Below are 13,832 nucleotides of genomic sequence, written 5' to 3' on the forward strand. Positions count from 1 at the left end.
CGGTGGCTATCCAGCTGGCCCATCATCTGGGCGCGCGGGTGGCCGCCACGGTGGGCAGTGCAGCCAAGGCCGATTTCTGCCGGCAGCTGGGCGCCGCGCTGGTGATCAACTACCACGAGCAGGACTTTGCTGCCGCAGTGAAGGCCGCTGGCGGCGCTGACTTCATCCTGGACGGGGTGGGTGGCGACTATCTGCCGCGCAACCAGCAATGCCTGAATGCCGATGGCCGCATGATCCTGATCGGCCTGCTGAACGGCAGCAAGGCAGAAATCAACTTGGGGCTGATGCTGGTAAAGCGCCAGCAGATCCGTGGTTCCACCTTGCGGCCGCAAGCACTGGCGGTGAAGGCAGCGCTGGCGCATGCGTTGCGCAGCGAGATATTGCCGGCCTTGCTGGCCGGAAAACTGGCCATCCATCTGGACTGTACCTTTGCGCTGGCCGATGCCCAGGCCGCGCACGATTACCTGCGCGCCAGCCACAATATCGGCAAGGTGGTGCTGGATATCGGAGCCATGCCAAGCGGCTGATTGACGCCCGATTCCAGTGCATGGAATCTCGCAAATTGCAGCAAAGACAAGTGCTTGCGAATCATTTGATAATGATTATCATTTGTGATGTAATGCTTTCCAACGAAGTCCACAACGGTGGGCCTGATAGGAGACTTGTCGTGAATGCATATCTAGTCGGTGCCGATGTACTCGGCAATATTCCGGATCTGCTGACCCAATATGGCATCAGCATCCACCAGCATGTGTCCGGCCGCCATGCTGCCCACCAGCGCAAACCCAAGAGCCTGGCAGGGGTTGATCTCATCATCCTGTTCACGGATTTCCTGGGCCACAACGTGATGCGCCACTACCGCGAATTTGCCAACGAGCAGAACATCCGCTTCGTGGCCTGCCGGCGCTCGGTCTGTTCGCTGTCGCAGTCGCTGGAAAAAATGTCGTGCCAGAAGGTTTGCGATACCTGCCCCAATCGCAAGCTGCACTGATCCGCATTCCGGAGCGGGCCGGCAATGCTTGCCGCCGGCCTGTCTGCCAGCGTATTGGCAGCTGCGCTGCGCCAGCCGGTAAGAGGGTGAGCGTGCTGTGTTGCTGTGGCGCTGGATTGACGGTAACACACTGTTTAAGCAATGGTTTTTTAGTCCTTCACGCATTCAGGCCCGGCCGATCGCCGGGCTTTTTTTATGCCCGTTTTCTGCCTGATTGTATGGCACGTTTCATGCTTTCCCTGATGCCAACAGTTGGAAAAGCAAAAACGGAGCAACACCATGATCGGACAATTGAACAGCTACTTCAGCTCGCAGGAAGCCGCACTCAAGCTGCGCTCGGCGCGCCAGGAAGTGTTGTCCGCCAATATCGCCAATGCCGATACTCCCAGCTACAAGGCGCGTGACTTCGATTTTGCCGTTGCATTCAAGGCGGCAACCGGCAGGCAACAGGCCCCGGCCATTGCCGCTACCGATCCGCGCCACCTGCAACCGAAAAGCAGCATGGTCGATCCGTTTGCGCCGGAGTTGCTGTACCGCAATCCCAACCAGTCTTCCATCGACGGCAATACGGTCGAGATGGATAGCGAAATGCAGGCTTTTTCCGATAACACCATCCGCTACCAGGCAGCGCTCACCTTCATGACTCGTCGTATCGAGAGCATGAAAACCGCGTTGACCGGCCAGTAAGCGAGGACTGATCCATGTCGCTATTCAAGGTTTTCGATATCGCTTCCAGTGCCATGAAGGCGCAATCGATGCGGCTGAACGTGGTGGCCAGCAATATGGCCAACGCCGAATCGGTCACCAGCTCCAACGGCCAGCCCTACCGCGCCAAGCAGGTGGTTTTCGAAGCCACGCCGATGGCAAATGACCCGCGCGCAGTGGGCGTGAAAGTGGCCCGCGTCTATGAAGACCAGGCGCCGCCCAAGCTGGTATATGACCCGAAAAACCCGCTGGCCGACGGCAATGGCTATATCGCCATGCCGAACGTCAACCCGGTTGAAGAAATGACGAACATGATTTCCGCATCGCGGTCCTACCAGACCAACGTGGATGTGATGAACACCGCCAAGACCCTGCTGTTGCGTACCCTGCAGCTCGGTCAGGCTTGATTGAGGAGGCTCCACCATGGCAACAACCAATGGCGTCGGCAGCAGTTTTGACTACTCGGCACTGAATGCAAAGGCCACCACCAGCAAGAGTGCAACCGAGGAGCAGGGCGACCGCTTCATGAAGCTGCTGGTCAAGCAGCTGCAAAGCCAAGACCCGATGAACCCGATGGACAACGCGCAGTTCACCAGCCAGATGGCGCAGGTGAATACCGTGACCGGCATCGAAAAACTCAATACCACCATGGCCAGCCTGCTGTCCGCCTATGGCACCACGCAAAGCATGCAGGCCGCCAGCCTGATCGGCAAACAGGTGCTGGCCGACGGCAAGGTGATGGAATACAGCGGCAGCGGCGATGCGCAAGGCGGCTTTGTTACCGTGCCTGCCGGCGTGAATACCGTGCAGGTGCGCATCACCTCCAGCACCGGCGAGCTGGTCGACCAGATCCAGATGACGGTGAGCGGCAAGGGCGAGCTGCCGTTGACCTGGGACGGCAAGAACGGTGATGGCGTGCAGATGCCCAAGGGCTCCTACATGATCACCGCCGCAGGCGCCGATGCAGATGGCAAGGTTGTTGCTTTGGATACCAAGACCTGGCAACAGGCGACCAGTGTGATGTTTGATGCCAGCGGCCCCAAGGTGTTGCTGGCATCGGGCGAAAAGGTCGATTTCAGCAAGATCACGCAAGTCAAGTAACCGGATCTGCGGCGTCGCAAGGCGCCAGATCTGGCCGGCATAGCCGGCAATAATTGCCCCGGGAGGCAAAAATGGGTTTCCAGCAAGGTTTGAGCGGCCTGAACGCCTCATCGAAGAATCTCGATGTCATCGGCAACAACATCGCGAACTCCAGCACCGTCGGTTTCAAGAATTCGCGCGCCGAGTTTGCCGATATCTATGCCTCCAGCTTTGCCAGCTCCAGCACCATCGCCGGTATCGGCGTGCGGGTGTCCAACATTGCGCAACAGTTCTCGCAGGGCAATATCAGCACCACCAACAATGCACTGGATGTGGCCATCGTCGGCAACGGCTTCTACCGCGTGGAAGACAAGGCCGGCAACATTTCGTACACCCGTAACGGCCAGTTCCAGGTCGACCGCGAAGGCTATATCAACAACAACGGTCAGTACCTGACTGGCTGGACCACTGATCCCAATAGCGGTTTGCTAATCAAGGGGGGTATTCCGAAGCCGTTGCAGCTGACCGTCGGCAATATCGGTGCACGCGCCACCGGCGGTTCCGGTAGCAGCAATGCCGGTATCCAGATGGTGATCAACGTCGACGCTGCCAAGCCGATTCTCGATCGCACTGCGCCGCCCACCGGCGTGGGCCCGCTGTCGATCACGGACCCGACCACCTATACCCATTCCACCTCGGCCACCGTATACGACGCGCAAGGCGTATCGCATTCGCTGACCTATTACTTCACCAAGGTCGATACCAACAAGTGGGAGCTGCAGACCAGCTTTGACGGCGCCGCACCGGTGCCGGCCGACCCGACCCAGACACTGGGCACTGCACCGAACGCCACGCCGACGCAGGGTTACCTGTACTTCGACGGCAACGGCAAGCTGCTGTCCGCTACCAGCACACCGGCTGCACCGGCCGATGCGGTTGCCACATTCAACTATTCAACCACGCTGGTTGCACCCAACGGGGCCACCAGCCCGTTCACTTTCAATGTGAACTTCGCCAAGTCCACGCAGTTCGGCAGCGACTTCGGCGTGAACTCGATCAACCAGGACGGTTACGCCGACGGCCGCCTGACCGGCCTGTCGATTGCCAAGGACGGCACCATCCAGGGTAACTATTCCAATGGCCAGACCAAGACAGTCGGCCAACTGGTGCTGGCCAATTTCCCCAATAACCAGGGCCTGCAACCGCTGGGCGACAACCGCTGGGCGCAGAGCTATGCATCCGGTGAGCCGCGCGTGGGCGATCCGGGCACGTCCGATCTTGGCTCGCTGCAGTCGGCATCGCTGGAAGATTCCAACGTCGACCTGACGGCGGAGCTGGTGAACCTGATCACTGCGCAGCGCAACTACCAAGCCAACGCGCAGACTATCAAGGCGCAGGATCAGATCCTGCAGACCCTGGTCAGCCTGCGTTGATCGAAACGACCGGCAAAGCGGATAAAAACTGATGGATCGCTTGATATACACCGCCATGAGCGGCGCCAAACACACGATGCTGCGCGAAGCGACAGTGGCCAACAATCTGGCCAATGCCGCCACGCCAGGCTTCCGTGCCGAGCTGGCCGCGTTCCGCGCGGTGCCGGCACTGGGCGGCAGCGGCATGCCGACGCGCGCCTTCGTGGTAGAGCAAAGCACCGGTTCCGACCTGTCGCCTGGCATCCTGCAGGCAACCGGCCGCGATCTGGATGTGGCAGTGAATGGCGATGGCTGGCTGACGGTACAAACCCCGACCGGCGAAGCGTATACCCGCAATGGGGGTTTCGAGATCGATGCAACGGGCTTGTTGAAAACCCGCAACGGCTTGGTGGTGCAGGGCGAGAACGGCCCGCTCACCATCCCGGAAAACAATCGCATCTCGATTTCCCAGGATGGCACCGTCACCGGCACCGACCTTTCCAATCCCTCGCAATCGGTCGAGATCGGCCGGCTCAAGCTGGTGAATCCGGCAGCGCAGAATGTCGAGAAAGGTTACGACGGCCTGTTCCGCCTGAAAAGCGGCGACCCGGCACCGGTGGCCACCGATGTGAAGCTGGCTGGCGGCATGCTGGAAACCAGCAATGTGAATACCGTCGATCAATTGGTGACCATGGTTTCTGCCCAGCGCCAATACGACTTCCAGATCAAACTGCTGCAGACTGCGGATCAGAACGCCCGCTCGGCTGCGCAGCTGATGACTTTCAACTGATTGAGTAGGGAAGCGACGCCATGATGCGCTCCTTGTGGATTGCCAAGACCGGCATGGACGCGATGCAGACGAACATCGACGTCATCTCGCACAACCTCGCCAACGTCAGTACCAATGGCTACAAGCGTGAACGCCCGGTCTTCGAAGACCTGCTGTACCAGAACCTGCGCCAGCCCGGCGGCGCCACCAGCCAGACCACCCAGATGCCGACCGGCCTGCAGCTGGGTACCGGCGTGCGCACGGTGGCCACTTCGCGCATCCATCTGCAGGGCAACCTGCAGTTGACCGATGGTTCGCTGGATATGGCAGTGAATGGCGAGGGCTTCTTCCAGATTGCCCTGCCGGATGGCACCACCTCCTACACCCGCGATGGCTCGTTCCAGGTGGATAGTCAGGGCAATGTGGTGACCAGCAGCGGCTATGCGCTGCAACCGGCGCTGCAGGTGCCGGCCGGTACCACCAAGGTGACGGTGGGCAAGGATGGCACGGTCAGTGCCATCCTCAACAGCGATGCGGCGGCGCCGGTACAACTTGGCGCCATCCAGCTGGCCACCTTCATCAACCCGCCCGGTCTGCAGTCGATCGGCGAGAACATGTACCTGGAAACCGCTGCGTCGGGCGCGCCTACCGTCGGCACCCCGGGGACCAACGGCCTGGGGGCGATCAACCAGGGTTACGTTGAAACTTCCAACGTCAATGTGACTGAGGAGTTGATCAACATGATCCAGGCGCAACGCGCGTTTGAAATCAATTCGCGTTCCATCCAGGCATCCGACCAGATGCTGCAGAAACTGACGCAACTGTGAGCTGAAGCCATGAACTGCCTGCGTATTGCTGTCTCCATTTCGCTGATCTCGCTGCTGGCTGCGTGTGCCAACCCGCCCAGCGTGGTGACTGGCCCCATCACGGCCAAACCGCAACCGCAGCTCGTCAGCAATGAAAACCCCGGCGCGATCTACCAGGCCAATTCGGCACGCTTGCTGTTCGAAGAACGCACGGCCAAGTTCATTGGCGATATCCTGACCATCACCATCGAGGAAACGCTGGCCGCCAGCAACAAGAGCGACAACGCGGCCAACCGCACCGGCAGCCTCGCTTACCAGACCACCGGCAATTTGCCCATCATTCCCAAGCAGCTGGAAAAGTTCATCACGACCAGTGATGCCAGCGTGGGCTTCAGCGGCAACAATGACATGAAAGGCACCGGTGCCACCAACAACACCAATACCTTCAGGGGCAGCATCACGGTGACCGTGGTGGACAGGCTCGCCAACGGTAATCTGGTGGTGGGTGGTGACAAGCAGATCGCCGTCAACAACCAGGTGAACATGCTGCGCTTCACCGGCGTGATCAACCCGAACGATATCAAGGCCGGCAACGTGATTTCCTCCACCAAGGTGGCGGATGCACGCATCGAGCAGACAGGCGTGGGCGCCATTGCCGATGCCACTACCATGGGCTGGATGCAGCGTTTTTTCCTGAACGTGCTGCCGTTCTGAATCATGCGTGACCTGTTGTTGCAGGCCGCGCGGAGTCTTCCAATGCGTTATTTGTTGGCCCTGTTGATCTGTCTGGGCGCCGCCTCTGCCACGCATGCCGAAAAATTGCGCGAGCTGGCCAATGTATCCGGCGTGCGGCCCAACCAGCTGGTGGGCTATGGCTTGGTGGTCGGCCTTGATGGCAGTGGTGACCAGACCACGCAAACGCCATTCACCGTGCAGTCCATCGTCAACCTGCTGGGCAACGTGGGCATCCAGGTACCCAATGCCAATAACTTGCAGCTCAAGAACGTGGCCGCAGTCACCGTGACCGCCACCTTGCCGGCGTTTGCACGGCCGGGCCAGTTGATCGACGTGACCGTTTCGTCGATCGGCAATGCCAAGTCGCTACGTGGCGGTACGCTGATCCTGGCCCCGCTCAAGGGCGCGGATAACCAGATCTACGCAATGGCGCAGGGCAATATGGTGGTGGCGGGCGCCGGCGCTTCCGCCGCAGGTTCCAGCGTGCAGGTCAACCAACTGGCTACCGGCCGCATCCCCAATGGCGCCACAGTGGAAAAAGCCGTACCCAATGGCATGAACAACAGCGAATTCGTGCAGCTGGAGCTGCTGCAGACCGATTTCACCACTGCCAGCCGCGTGGTCAATGCCATCAACGGGGTATTCGGTCCGGTTGCTGCGGCGCTCGATGGCCGCGTGGTGCAGGTGCGTGCGCCACAAGACCCGAACATGCGCGTGACCTTCATCGCCCGGCTGGAAGGCATCGACGTGACGCCGGCCACTGCATCGCCCAAGGTGATCATCAATGCGCGCACCGGTTCCATCGTGATGAACCAGGCTGTCGAGCTCGATTCGTGCGCCATTTCGCATGGCAACCTTACCATCACCATCAATGCCAACAACCAGGTAGCGCAGCCCAATGCGCTGGCCAACGGCCGGACGGCGCCAGTGCAGAATGCCGATATCCAGATCGCTGCCGACAAGGGGCCGATAGCCAGGCTGCCCAAGGCATCCAACCTGCGGGACGTGGTGCGCGCGCTGAACGCGGTGGGCGCCACCCCGCAGGATTTGCTGGCGATCTTGCAGGCCATGAAATCGGCCGGAGCGCTGAAGGCAGAGCTGGAGATCATCTGATCGTTGCTTGTCTACGCTGCTGCGGCATGCAGCCCGTCAAACAGAAAAGGCGACCCGCGGGTCGCCTTTTTTGCCGGCTATAGCCAGCGCTACATCGCCAGCAGCTTGCCCGAGTACAGCACCGGCCCGGTGGGCTGACCGGTCCGTGAGCCGCCTTTGGGCTCCAGGCTGATGGCCAGCGCCGGCACATTGGCGATGCGCTGCGCGGTTGCGGTCAGTTCAGTTTTCGCAGTGCTGCCCACCACGCCCAGTGATTGCGGCTTGCCGCCTTCCGGTAGTGCCCACAGTTCCAGATCACGATCGCTTGGCGTGGTGCTGCTTACCGGCAGCACGCGAAGCTTGCCGGTGACATCCACTGCGCTGACCACCATGGCCACCTGTGACGATTTGTCCTGCAGCACCGCCACGTATTGCACCTCCGGTGGGCGGTTGGCGAGCTGCACATTCACGGCCACCAGCACCAGCGCCGCGGTGGCCATGCCGCCGGCCAGCGCGCGCCACAGTGCCAGCCCGTGCCAGCTCCAAGGCGACGGGGCCGGGCGCATTGCGCGCACCTGCGCCGAGATGCGCCGCCAGATGCTGCGCGGCGGTTGCACCGGTTCCACCGCTTCGTTCAGCGGCGCCAAGCGTGCTTCCCATTCCGCTACCGTGCGGCGCAGCGCGGCATCGGCCACCATCAGCCTCTCGAAGCGCTGGCGCGCGCGGCCGCGCAAGGTGCCCAGTGCATAGGCTGCGGCGAGTCTTTCCTGCAGTTCCGGTTTGCGATAATTCATGTTGTTTTCCTCAGCCCAGACACAGCCGCAGTTTTTCCAGACCGCGTCTGATCCAGCTCTTCACCGTACCTAGCGGCAACGTCATGTGCGTTGCCAGCTCGCCGTGGCTCATGCCATCGAAATACGCCAGCGCAATCACCTGCCGGTGCGCGGCCTCCAGTCCCTGCATGCAGCCGGCAATGCGGCGGCTGTCGTCGCTGCTGAGCAGGCGGGCCAGCGGGCCGGGGGCTTCGTCGGCCCAGTTTTCGACGATGGCATCATCGATGTCAGCCACTTCATGATCAGGCCGGCGCAGCCAGTCCAGGCAGCGATTGCGCACGATGCGCGTCAGCCAGGTTTGCGGTGCACTCTTGTCCATGCTGTAGCTGGCCGCATGCTGCCAGACGTTCACGTAGCACTCCTGCAGCACCTCTTCAGCCCAGTCGCTCCTGCGCAATATACGCAGCGCAACGCCAAACAGTTTCGGCGCCGTCAGCCGGTACAGCTCTGCCAGCGCTTTTTCGTCACGGCCAGCACAGCGGTGCAGCAAGGTGGCCAGCGTATCGGGTGCGGTCATCGGTGGGGAGTCCGGATCGGTCAGCGCCAGACTATAGCTGGCCTGCAGTTTTTTTTGCCAACTATTGCATCCATTGCTGCCGTGGCACACGTACATCGGGCATCTGCCGCAACCCCCTGTTTGCCGCATAACCCGAGTGAGGTATGGCCATGATAAAACTGATGACCGCATTGCTGATTGCCAGCGCATTGACCGCCAGTGTTGCCATCGCGGACGATACCGTGATGGTAGGCGGGCAAAGCATGTTCCCGGCCAGGGACATCGTGGACAACGCGGTGAACTCTGCCGATCACACCACGCTGGTTGCTGCGGTGAAAGCGGCCGGCCTTGTCGATACCCTGAAGGGCAAGGGCCCGTTTACCGTGTTCGCGCCGACCAACGCCGCGTTTGCCAGGCTGCCGGCCGGTACCGTGGATACGCTGCTCAAGGCCGAGAACAAGGCCGCGCTGACCAAGGTGCTGACGTATCACGTGGTAGCGGGCAAATGGTCTGCAGCCGATATCATGGCGCTGATCAAAAAGGGCGGCGGCAAGGCGGAAATCAAGACCGTCAGCGGCGGCACGCTGTGGGCGATGCAGAACGGCCCGATGAATGTGGTGCTGAAGGATGAGAAGGGCGATATCGCCAATATCTCTACCTACGATGTGTTCCAGTCCAATGGCGTGATCCACGTGGTCGATACCGTGCTGCTACCCAAGTAAGATCGGGCCCGCACACATGAAAAAACCGGGCGCTGGCCCGGTTTTGCCTTGTGGCAGCCAGTGCAATCAGAAGCGCTCGTTGGCGCCCAGGTAGCGCCACTGGCCGATCGGCAGATCGCCCAAGCCGATACGGCCGATACGCACGCGGCGGATGCTGCTCACTTCCAGCTCCACGTGTTCGCATAGTGCGCCGATCATGCCGGCGCGGCTTTCGCGCAGGATGAAACGCAATTGCTTGTTGCTTTGCTGGTTGACTTTGAACGGGCGCAGCTGATCGTCGCCCCACATGGTGATCTTGCCAAGCTCGCGCAATACCGATTCCTCGATCTTGCTTTCCACCCACACCAGGTATTCCTGCTCGAACTCGGCTTCTTCACCGATCAGCTTCTTGGCCACGCGGCCATCCTGCGAGAACACCAGCAGGCCGGAGGCTTCGGTATCGAGCCGGCCTACCGGCGCCAGGTGATTCAGGTGCTTTTTCAGGAAGGTGACCTGTGACGGGTCTTCCGCGTAGTGGCGCTCCGGCGCGATCAGGTTGATCGCCGCGTTCTTGCGTGCCGGCGGCGCGTCGGATACCACATCCACCGGCTTGTTCACGATGATGGTCACGCGCTCGGCCTGCACCTGCTGGCCCAGCCGTTCCAGTGTAACGGTCTGCTCCGGACCTACGCGGCTGCCCAGTACATCGACCACCTTGCCGTCGACCTTCACCCAGCCCAGCTCGATGAACTCGTCCGCCTCGCGGCGCGAGCACAGGCCGAGTTCGGTCATGCGTTTGGAAAGGCGGATGCGGTTGTCGGTCATGGCGCTCAAATGCAGTCAGGCAAAAACGTATTGTACGCGCGCCACACCGCCCCCGCAGATTTGATGCATGCAATCGGCCGAGTACCGGTAGCGGCAGGCCGGCGGAAGGGCCTGAAACGGCTGCACAATATGCCCCTGTACTGATTTTTCCCGTGGCGATGTGCTTGGCATGGCAATTGCTCATTACCCCGGTAACCGAAACGGATTGCCGCCATGATCAGCCAGACCAACGCCGACACTTTACGCAATAGCCTCGCCATCGATGTACGGGCTGTTGACGGCCTGCGCCTGCTGAACAAGGAGTCGCCAGAGAAGGCTGCCAAGGCTGCAGCGCAGCAGTTTGAAAGCCTGTTGATGCAACAGATGCTCTCCAGCATGCGTGCGGCCTCGCCGGCAGCCGACGAGCTCGATTCGTCTGCAACCAAGATGTTCCGCGGCATGCAGGATCAGCAACTGGCCATGGCGTGGTCGCAAAACGGTGGCATCGGCCTTGCTGACAGCATTCTGCGCCAGATCCAGATCCAGCGTGACCCCAGCTTGCTCAAGCAGCCGCAACGCAGCGTGCCGCTGGGCTGGGATGGCCTCGATGCAGTGAATGAAAAAGTAACAACCTTCACCGGCAAGATCGCGTCGGCAGCGGCAAAAGATGCCGCTTCCACCACCACGGCGGCAAGCAGTGCTGCTGGCAACAGTGGCAGCGGCTTCATGTCGCAGGTGCTCGATGCCGCCACCTCGGTGGCCGATGCGCTGGGGGTGTCGTCGCAGGTACTGGCCGCTCACGCGGCGCTGGAAACCGGCTGGGGCAAGAAGCCGATCAAGGACGCCGCAGGTGCGGACAGCCACAACCTGTTCGGCATCAAGGCCGGCAGCAGCTGGACCGGCAAGACGGTGGATATCACCACCACCGAATACGTCAATGGCGCACCACAGAAGCGGGTGGAGAAATTCCGCGCCTACGACTCGTACAAGGACGCATTCGCAGACTACGCCCAGCTGATCAAGCGCCGCTTCAGCGACGCAGTGGGGCAAGGCAGCGATGCAGCCGGCTTCGGCCAGGCTTTGCAGCAGAACGGCTACGCCACTGACCCGGCCTATGCCAGCAAACTCGCCCGCGTGGCGGATCGTGTTGCCCGTCTTTATGGCAACGCTACGAGCAACATCGGCTAACGCCGGCGATTAAGAGTGGAGTGACATCATGGGTTCCAGCGTATTTGGTATCGGCGTCAGCGGCCTGAATGCGGCCAACATCGGTCTGACCGTAACCGGGCACAACATTTCCAACGTCAACACCCCCGGGTATTCGCGCCAGATCATCCAGCAGAGCGCGCCGTACCCGTTGCTCTCGGGCAGCGGTTTTACCGGCCTGGGCGTCAAGGTGGACAGCATCCGCCGCGTGTACGACGAATTCCTCACCCGTTCCGTGCAGACTGCGCAAACGCAGAACAGCTACTTGGATACGCTGAGCTCGCACCTGTCCGAAGTGGACGACATCATTGCCGACCCGGAAGCCGGTGTGTCGCCCGCGCTGCAGGATTTCTTCAAAGCGGTGCAGGACGTAGCCACCAACCCGGCCGATACCGCCTCGCGCCAGGCGCTGATCAGCAGCGGTCAATCGTTGCTGAACCGTCTGCAGACCTTCGACAAGCGCCTGAATGAAATGCGCGACCAGACCAATGGCGAAATCACCAACACGGTGTCGACCATCAATTCGCTGTCCAAGGAAATCGCCAACCTGAACAAGGAGATTTCCTCGGTCAATGGCATCGGCCAGCCGCCCAATGATCTGCTCGACCAGCGTGATGCGCTGATCAAGGAGCTGAACAAGTATGTGAAGGCGTCCACCGTGAGCCAGACCGATGGCTCGGTGAACGTGTTCATCGGCAACGGCCAGAACCTGGTGGTGGGCGGTACCCAGTTCACGCTGGCGGCCGTGCAGTCGCCTGCCGATCCGGAACGCATCACCGTGGCCTACGAGCAGAACGGCAACACCATTTTCCTGCCGGAATCGCAACTGACCGGTGGCGCGCTGCAGGGCTTGTTCGACTTCCGCAAGAACGGCCTCGATACTGCCAGGAACAGCCTCAACCAGGTGGCGCTGACGGTGGCACAAACCATCAACGACCAGATGCGTGCCGGTCAGGACCTGTACAACAACATCGGGCAGAACTTCTTTGATTTCCAGCGCGAAAAATCGCTGGATGTGAACCTGTCCGGCGCGACCGTCAACTTTACCGCTGCCGGCAACACCATTCCGAGCAGCGATTTCTCGCTGGCTTTCGACAGCGTGGCAGGCAGCTATACGCTGACCCGCCTGACCGACAACCAGTCGCAGGCGATCACGCCGGCGCAGATGGCTGCGGGCTTCACCGCGCTGGGGGTGACCGTGCAGCTTACCGCCGGCACACCCGCCGCATCCGCCACCGCCGGCATGTCGTTCCCTCCGGACATCGGCACCGTGCGCAGCAACAACGCCAATACCGGCAATGCGCAGGTGGGCGGCTACATCAGCGATGTGAACCAGCTCAAGACCAGTGATTACGAGCTGGGCTATGACGGCACCAATTTCATCCTCACCCGCCTGTCGGACGGGGTGAAGACCAGCTACGCCACCGTGCCGATCACACAGGATGGCATGCGCCTCAATATCGAAAGCGGCACGATGAACGCTGGCGACCGCTTCACGATCAAGCCGACCGATGGCTTCATCCACAGCATGTCGGTGCGCATGACCGACCCGCGCGAAGTGGCCGCTGCGGCGCCGATGGCGGCAACACCGGGCACGGCCAATACCGGCACGCTCAAGGTGTACCAGCCCACATCGGACCTGCTGACCACCAATACCACGGATTCGGCCATCAACCCGGCGGTGCGCAACCCGATCCAGGTGCGTTTCACGTCCACCAACACTTTCGACGTGTTCGATGTGAACAGCGGTGCCAACATCAGCACCGGCAACGCCTATACCGCCGGCATGACGCTGAGCGTGAACGGCTGGAACATGAAGCTGGATGGCCAGCCGGCCACCGGCGACGTGGTGGATGTGAAATCCAATACCGGGGGCTCGGCGGACAACCGCAACGCGCTGGCCATGGCTTCGCTGCAGACCAGCAAGCTGATGTTCGGCGGCACTGCCACCTACCAGGATGCGTATTCGGCCATGGTGGCCAATATCGGTACCCAGACCAACCAGACCAATATCCAACTGGATGCACAGAAGGTGATCCTGCAGCAGGCGGAGGCCGCACGCGACAACGTGTCCGGCGTCAACCTCGATGAGGAGGCTGCCAATCTGTTGCGTTACCAGCAGGCCTACCAGGCCGCAAGCAAGGTGATCCAGATCGCCAACCAGGCGTTCCAGACAATTGCAGAAATCGTCTGACCGGATCG

16 protein-coding genes are annotated in these 13,832 nt (G+C 61.0%); 13 read left to right on the top strand and 3 right to left on the bottom strand.

The genetic code is table 11. The features are described 5' to 3' along the window. The 10 genes from IGB42_RS14080 to IGB42_RS14125 all read left to right on the top strand — a co-directional run. Positions 1–527: zinc-binding dehydrogenase (locus tag IGB42_RS14080; RefSeq protein WP_159672705.1), on the top strand; the 527-nt coding region annotated here is incomplete at its 5' end. Between the two features lie 140 nt (positions 528–667). After that, positions 668–991: a DUF2325 domain-containing protein gene (locus tag IGB42_RS14085; protein ID WP_174764217.1), complete on the top strand. Its 324-nt coding sequence runs from the start codon at positions 668–670 to the stop codon at positions 989–991. Positions 992–1,270: 279 nt separating this feature from the next. Continuing rightward, complete coding sequence (flgB, locus tag IGB42_RS14090; RefSeq protein WP_159672708.1) at positions 1,271–1,678, top strand: flagellar basal body rod protein FlgB; 408 nt, start codon at positions 1,271–1,273, stop codon at positions 1,676–1,678. 14 nt (positions 1,679–1,692) lie between these two features. Continuing rightward, entirely contained in the window at positions 1,693–2,103 is a 411-nt protein-coding gene (gene flgC, locus IGB42_RS14095) for a flagellar basal body rod protein FlgC (protein WP_159672710.1), read from the top strand. A gap of 16 nt (positions 2,104–2,119) precedes the next feature. Then, positions 2,120–2,797, top strand: a complete 678-nt coding sequence (locus tag IGB42_RS14100) for a flagellar hook assembly protein FlgD (RefSeq protein WP_159672713.1) — start codon at positions 2,120–2,122, stop codon at positions 2,795–2,797. A 71-nt stretch (positions 2,798–2,868) separates the two neighbouring features. Beyond that, entirely contained in the window at positions 2,869–4,209 is a 1,341-nt protein-coding gene (flgE, locus tag IGB42_RS14105; protein WP_159672715.1) for a flagellar hook protein FlgE, read from the top strand. A 31-nt stretch (positions 4,210–4,240) separates the two neighbouring features. After that, positions 4,241–4,978 carry a flagellar basal-body rod protein FlgF gene (gene flgF, locus IGB42_RS14110; RefSeq protein ID WP_159672718.1) on the top strand — a complete coding sequence of 246 codons (738 nt, stop codon included), beginning with the start codon at positions 4,241–4,243 and terminating at the stop codon, positions 4,976–4,978. A 20-nt stretch (positions 4,979–4,998) separates the two neighbouring features. Then, positions 4,999–5,784 carry a flagellar basal-body rod protein FlgG gene (gene flgG / locus IGB42_RS14115; protein ID WP_159672720.1) on the top strand — a complete coding sequence of 262 codons (786 nt, stop codon included), beginning with the start codon at positions 4,999–5,001 and terminating at the stop codon, positions 5,782–5,784. 9 nt (positions 5,785–5,793) lie between these two features. After that, a complete protein-coding gene (locus IGB42_RS14120) occupies positions 5,794–6,477 on the top strand; it encodes a flagellar basal body L-ring protein FlgH (RefSeq protein ID WP_159672722.1) in 684 nt (227 codons plus the stop codon). Between the two features lie 42 nt (positions 6,478–6,519). Beyond that, the gene (locus IGB42_RS14125) at positions 6,520–7,611 is read left to right on the top strand and encodes a flagellar basal body P-ring protein FlgI (RefSeq protein ID WP_174764218.1); all 1,092 of its coding nucleotides are present in this window, start codon (positions 6,520–6,522) and stop codon (positions 7,609–7,611) included. A gap of 89 nt (positions 7,612–7,700) precedes the next feature. On the opposite strand, the gene IGB42_RS14130 is transcribed toward IGB42_RS14125, so the two are convergent. Both IGB42_RS14130 and IGB42_RS14135 read right to left on the bottom strand, forming a co-directional pair. Then, positions 7,701–8,384, bottom strand: a complete 684-nt coding sequence (locus IGB42_RS14130; protein WP_159672726.1) for an anti-sigma factor domain-containing protein — start codon at positions 8,382–8,384, stop codon at positions 7,701–7,703. Between the two features lie 10 nt (positions 8,385–8,394). Next, positions 8,395–8,940 (bottom strand): sigma-70 family RNA polymerase sigma factor, encoded by a 546-nt coding sequence (locus IGB42_RS14135; protein WP_159672728.1) that lies wholly within the window; start codon positions 8,938–8,940, stop codon positions 8,395–8,397. A gap of 143 nt (positions 8,941–9,083) precedes the next feature. On the opposite strand from IGB42_RS14135, the gene IGB42_RS14140 reads away from it, so the two are divergent. Then, the gene (locus IGB42_RS14140; protein WP_236822593.1) at positions 9,084–9,641 is read left to right on the top strand and encodes a fasciclin domain-containing protein; all 558 of its coding nucleotides are present in this window, start codon (positions 9,084–9,086) and stop codon (positions 9,639–9,641) included. Positions 9,642–9,707: 66 nt separating this feature from the next. On the opposite strand, the gene IGB42_RS14145 is transcribed toward IGB42_RS14140, so the two are convergent. Beyond that, positions 9,708–10,445, bottom strand: a complete 738-nt coding sequence (locus IGB42_RS14145; RefSeq protein WP_159672730.1) for a pseudouridine synthase — start codon at positions 10,443–10,445, stop codon at positions 9,708–9,710. Between the two features lie 213 nt (positions 10,446–10,658). On the opposite strand from IGB42_RS14145, the gene flgJ reads away from it, so the two are divergent. Both flgJ and flgK read left to right on the top strand, forming a co-directional pair. After that, positions 10,659–11,612: a flagellar assembly peptidoglycan hydrolase FlgJ gene (gene flgJ / locus IGB42_RS14150; protein WP_159672732.1), complete on the top strand. Its 954-nt coding sequence runs from the start codon at positions 10,659–10,661 to the stop codon at positions 11,610–11,612. A 28-nt stretch (positions 11,613–11,640) separates the two neighbouring features. Continuing rightward, complete coding sequence (gene flgK / locus IGB42_RS14155) at positions 11,641–13,824, top strand: flagellar hook-associated protein FlgK (RefSeq protein WP_159672734.1); 2,184 nt, start codon at positions 11,641–11,643, stop codon at positions 13,822–13,824. Positions 13,825–13,832: the final 8 nt, after the last annotated feature.

Source organism: Andreprevotia sp. IGB-42 (genome assembly GCF_009848685.1).
Taxonomy (GTDB): Bacteria; Pseudomonadota; Gammaproteobacteria; order Burkholderiales; family Chitinibacteraceae; genus Andreprevotia.

Excerpts from the sequence above, each read along its gene's own strand:
- flgB (WP_159672708.1), top strand. The coding sequence starts at position 1,271 with ATGATCGGACAATTGAACAGCTACTTCAGCTCGCAGGAAGCCGCACTC.
- flgC (WP_159672710.1), top strand. The coding sequence starts at position 1,693 with ATGTCGCTATTCAAGGTTTTCGATATCGCTTCCAGTGCCATGAAGGCG.
- IGB42_RS14100 (WP_159672713.1), top strand. The coding sequence starts at position 2,120 with ATGGCAACAACCAATGGCGTCGGCAGCAGTTTTGACTACTCGGCACTG.
- flgE (WP_159672715.1), top strand. The coding sequence starts at position 2,869 with ATGGGTTTCCAGCAAGGTTTGAGCGGCCTGAACGCCTCATCGAAGAAT.
- flgF (WP_159672718.1), top strand. The coding sequence starts at position 4,241 with ATGGATCGCTTGATATACACCGCCATGAGCGGCGCCAAACACACGATG.
- flgG (WP_159672720.1), top strand. The coding sequence starts at position 4,999 with ATGATGCGCTCCTTGTGGATTGCCAAGACCGGCATGGACGCGATGCAG.
- IGB42_RS14120 (WP_159672722.1), top strand. The coding sequence starts at position 5,794 with ATGAACTGCCTGCGTATTGCTGTCTCCATTTCGCTGATCTCGCTGCTG.
- IGB42_RS14125 (WP_174764218.1), top strand. The coding sequence starts at position 6,520 with ATGCGTTATTTGTTGGCCCTGTTGATCTGTCTGGGCGCCGCCTCTGCC.
- IGB42_RS14130 (WP_159672726.1), bottom strand. The coding sequence starts at position 8,384 with ATGAATTATCGCAAACCGGAACTGCAGGAAAGACTCGCCGCAGCCTAT.
- IGB42_RS14135 (WP_159672728.1), bottom strand. The coding sequence starts at position 8,940 with ATGACCGCACCCGATACGCTGGCCACCTTGCTGCACCGCTGTGCTGGC.
- IGB42_RS14140 (WP_236822593.1), top strand. The coding sequence starts at position 9,084 with ATGGCCATGATAAAACTGATGACCGCATTGCTGATTGCCAGCGCATTG.
- IGB42_RS14145 (WP_159672730.1), bottom strand. The coding sequence starts at position 10,445 with ATGACCGACAACCGCATCCGCCTTTCCAAACGCATGACCGAACTCGGC.
- flgJ (WP_159672732.1), top strand. The coding sequence starts at position 10,659 with ATGATCAGCCAGACCAACGCCGACACTTTACGCAATAGCCTCGCCATC.
- flgK (WP_159672734.1), top strand. The coding sequence starts at position 11,641 with ATGGGTTCCAGCGTATTTGGTATCGGCGTCAGCGGCCTGAATGCGGCC.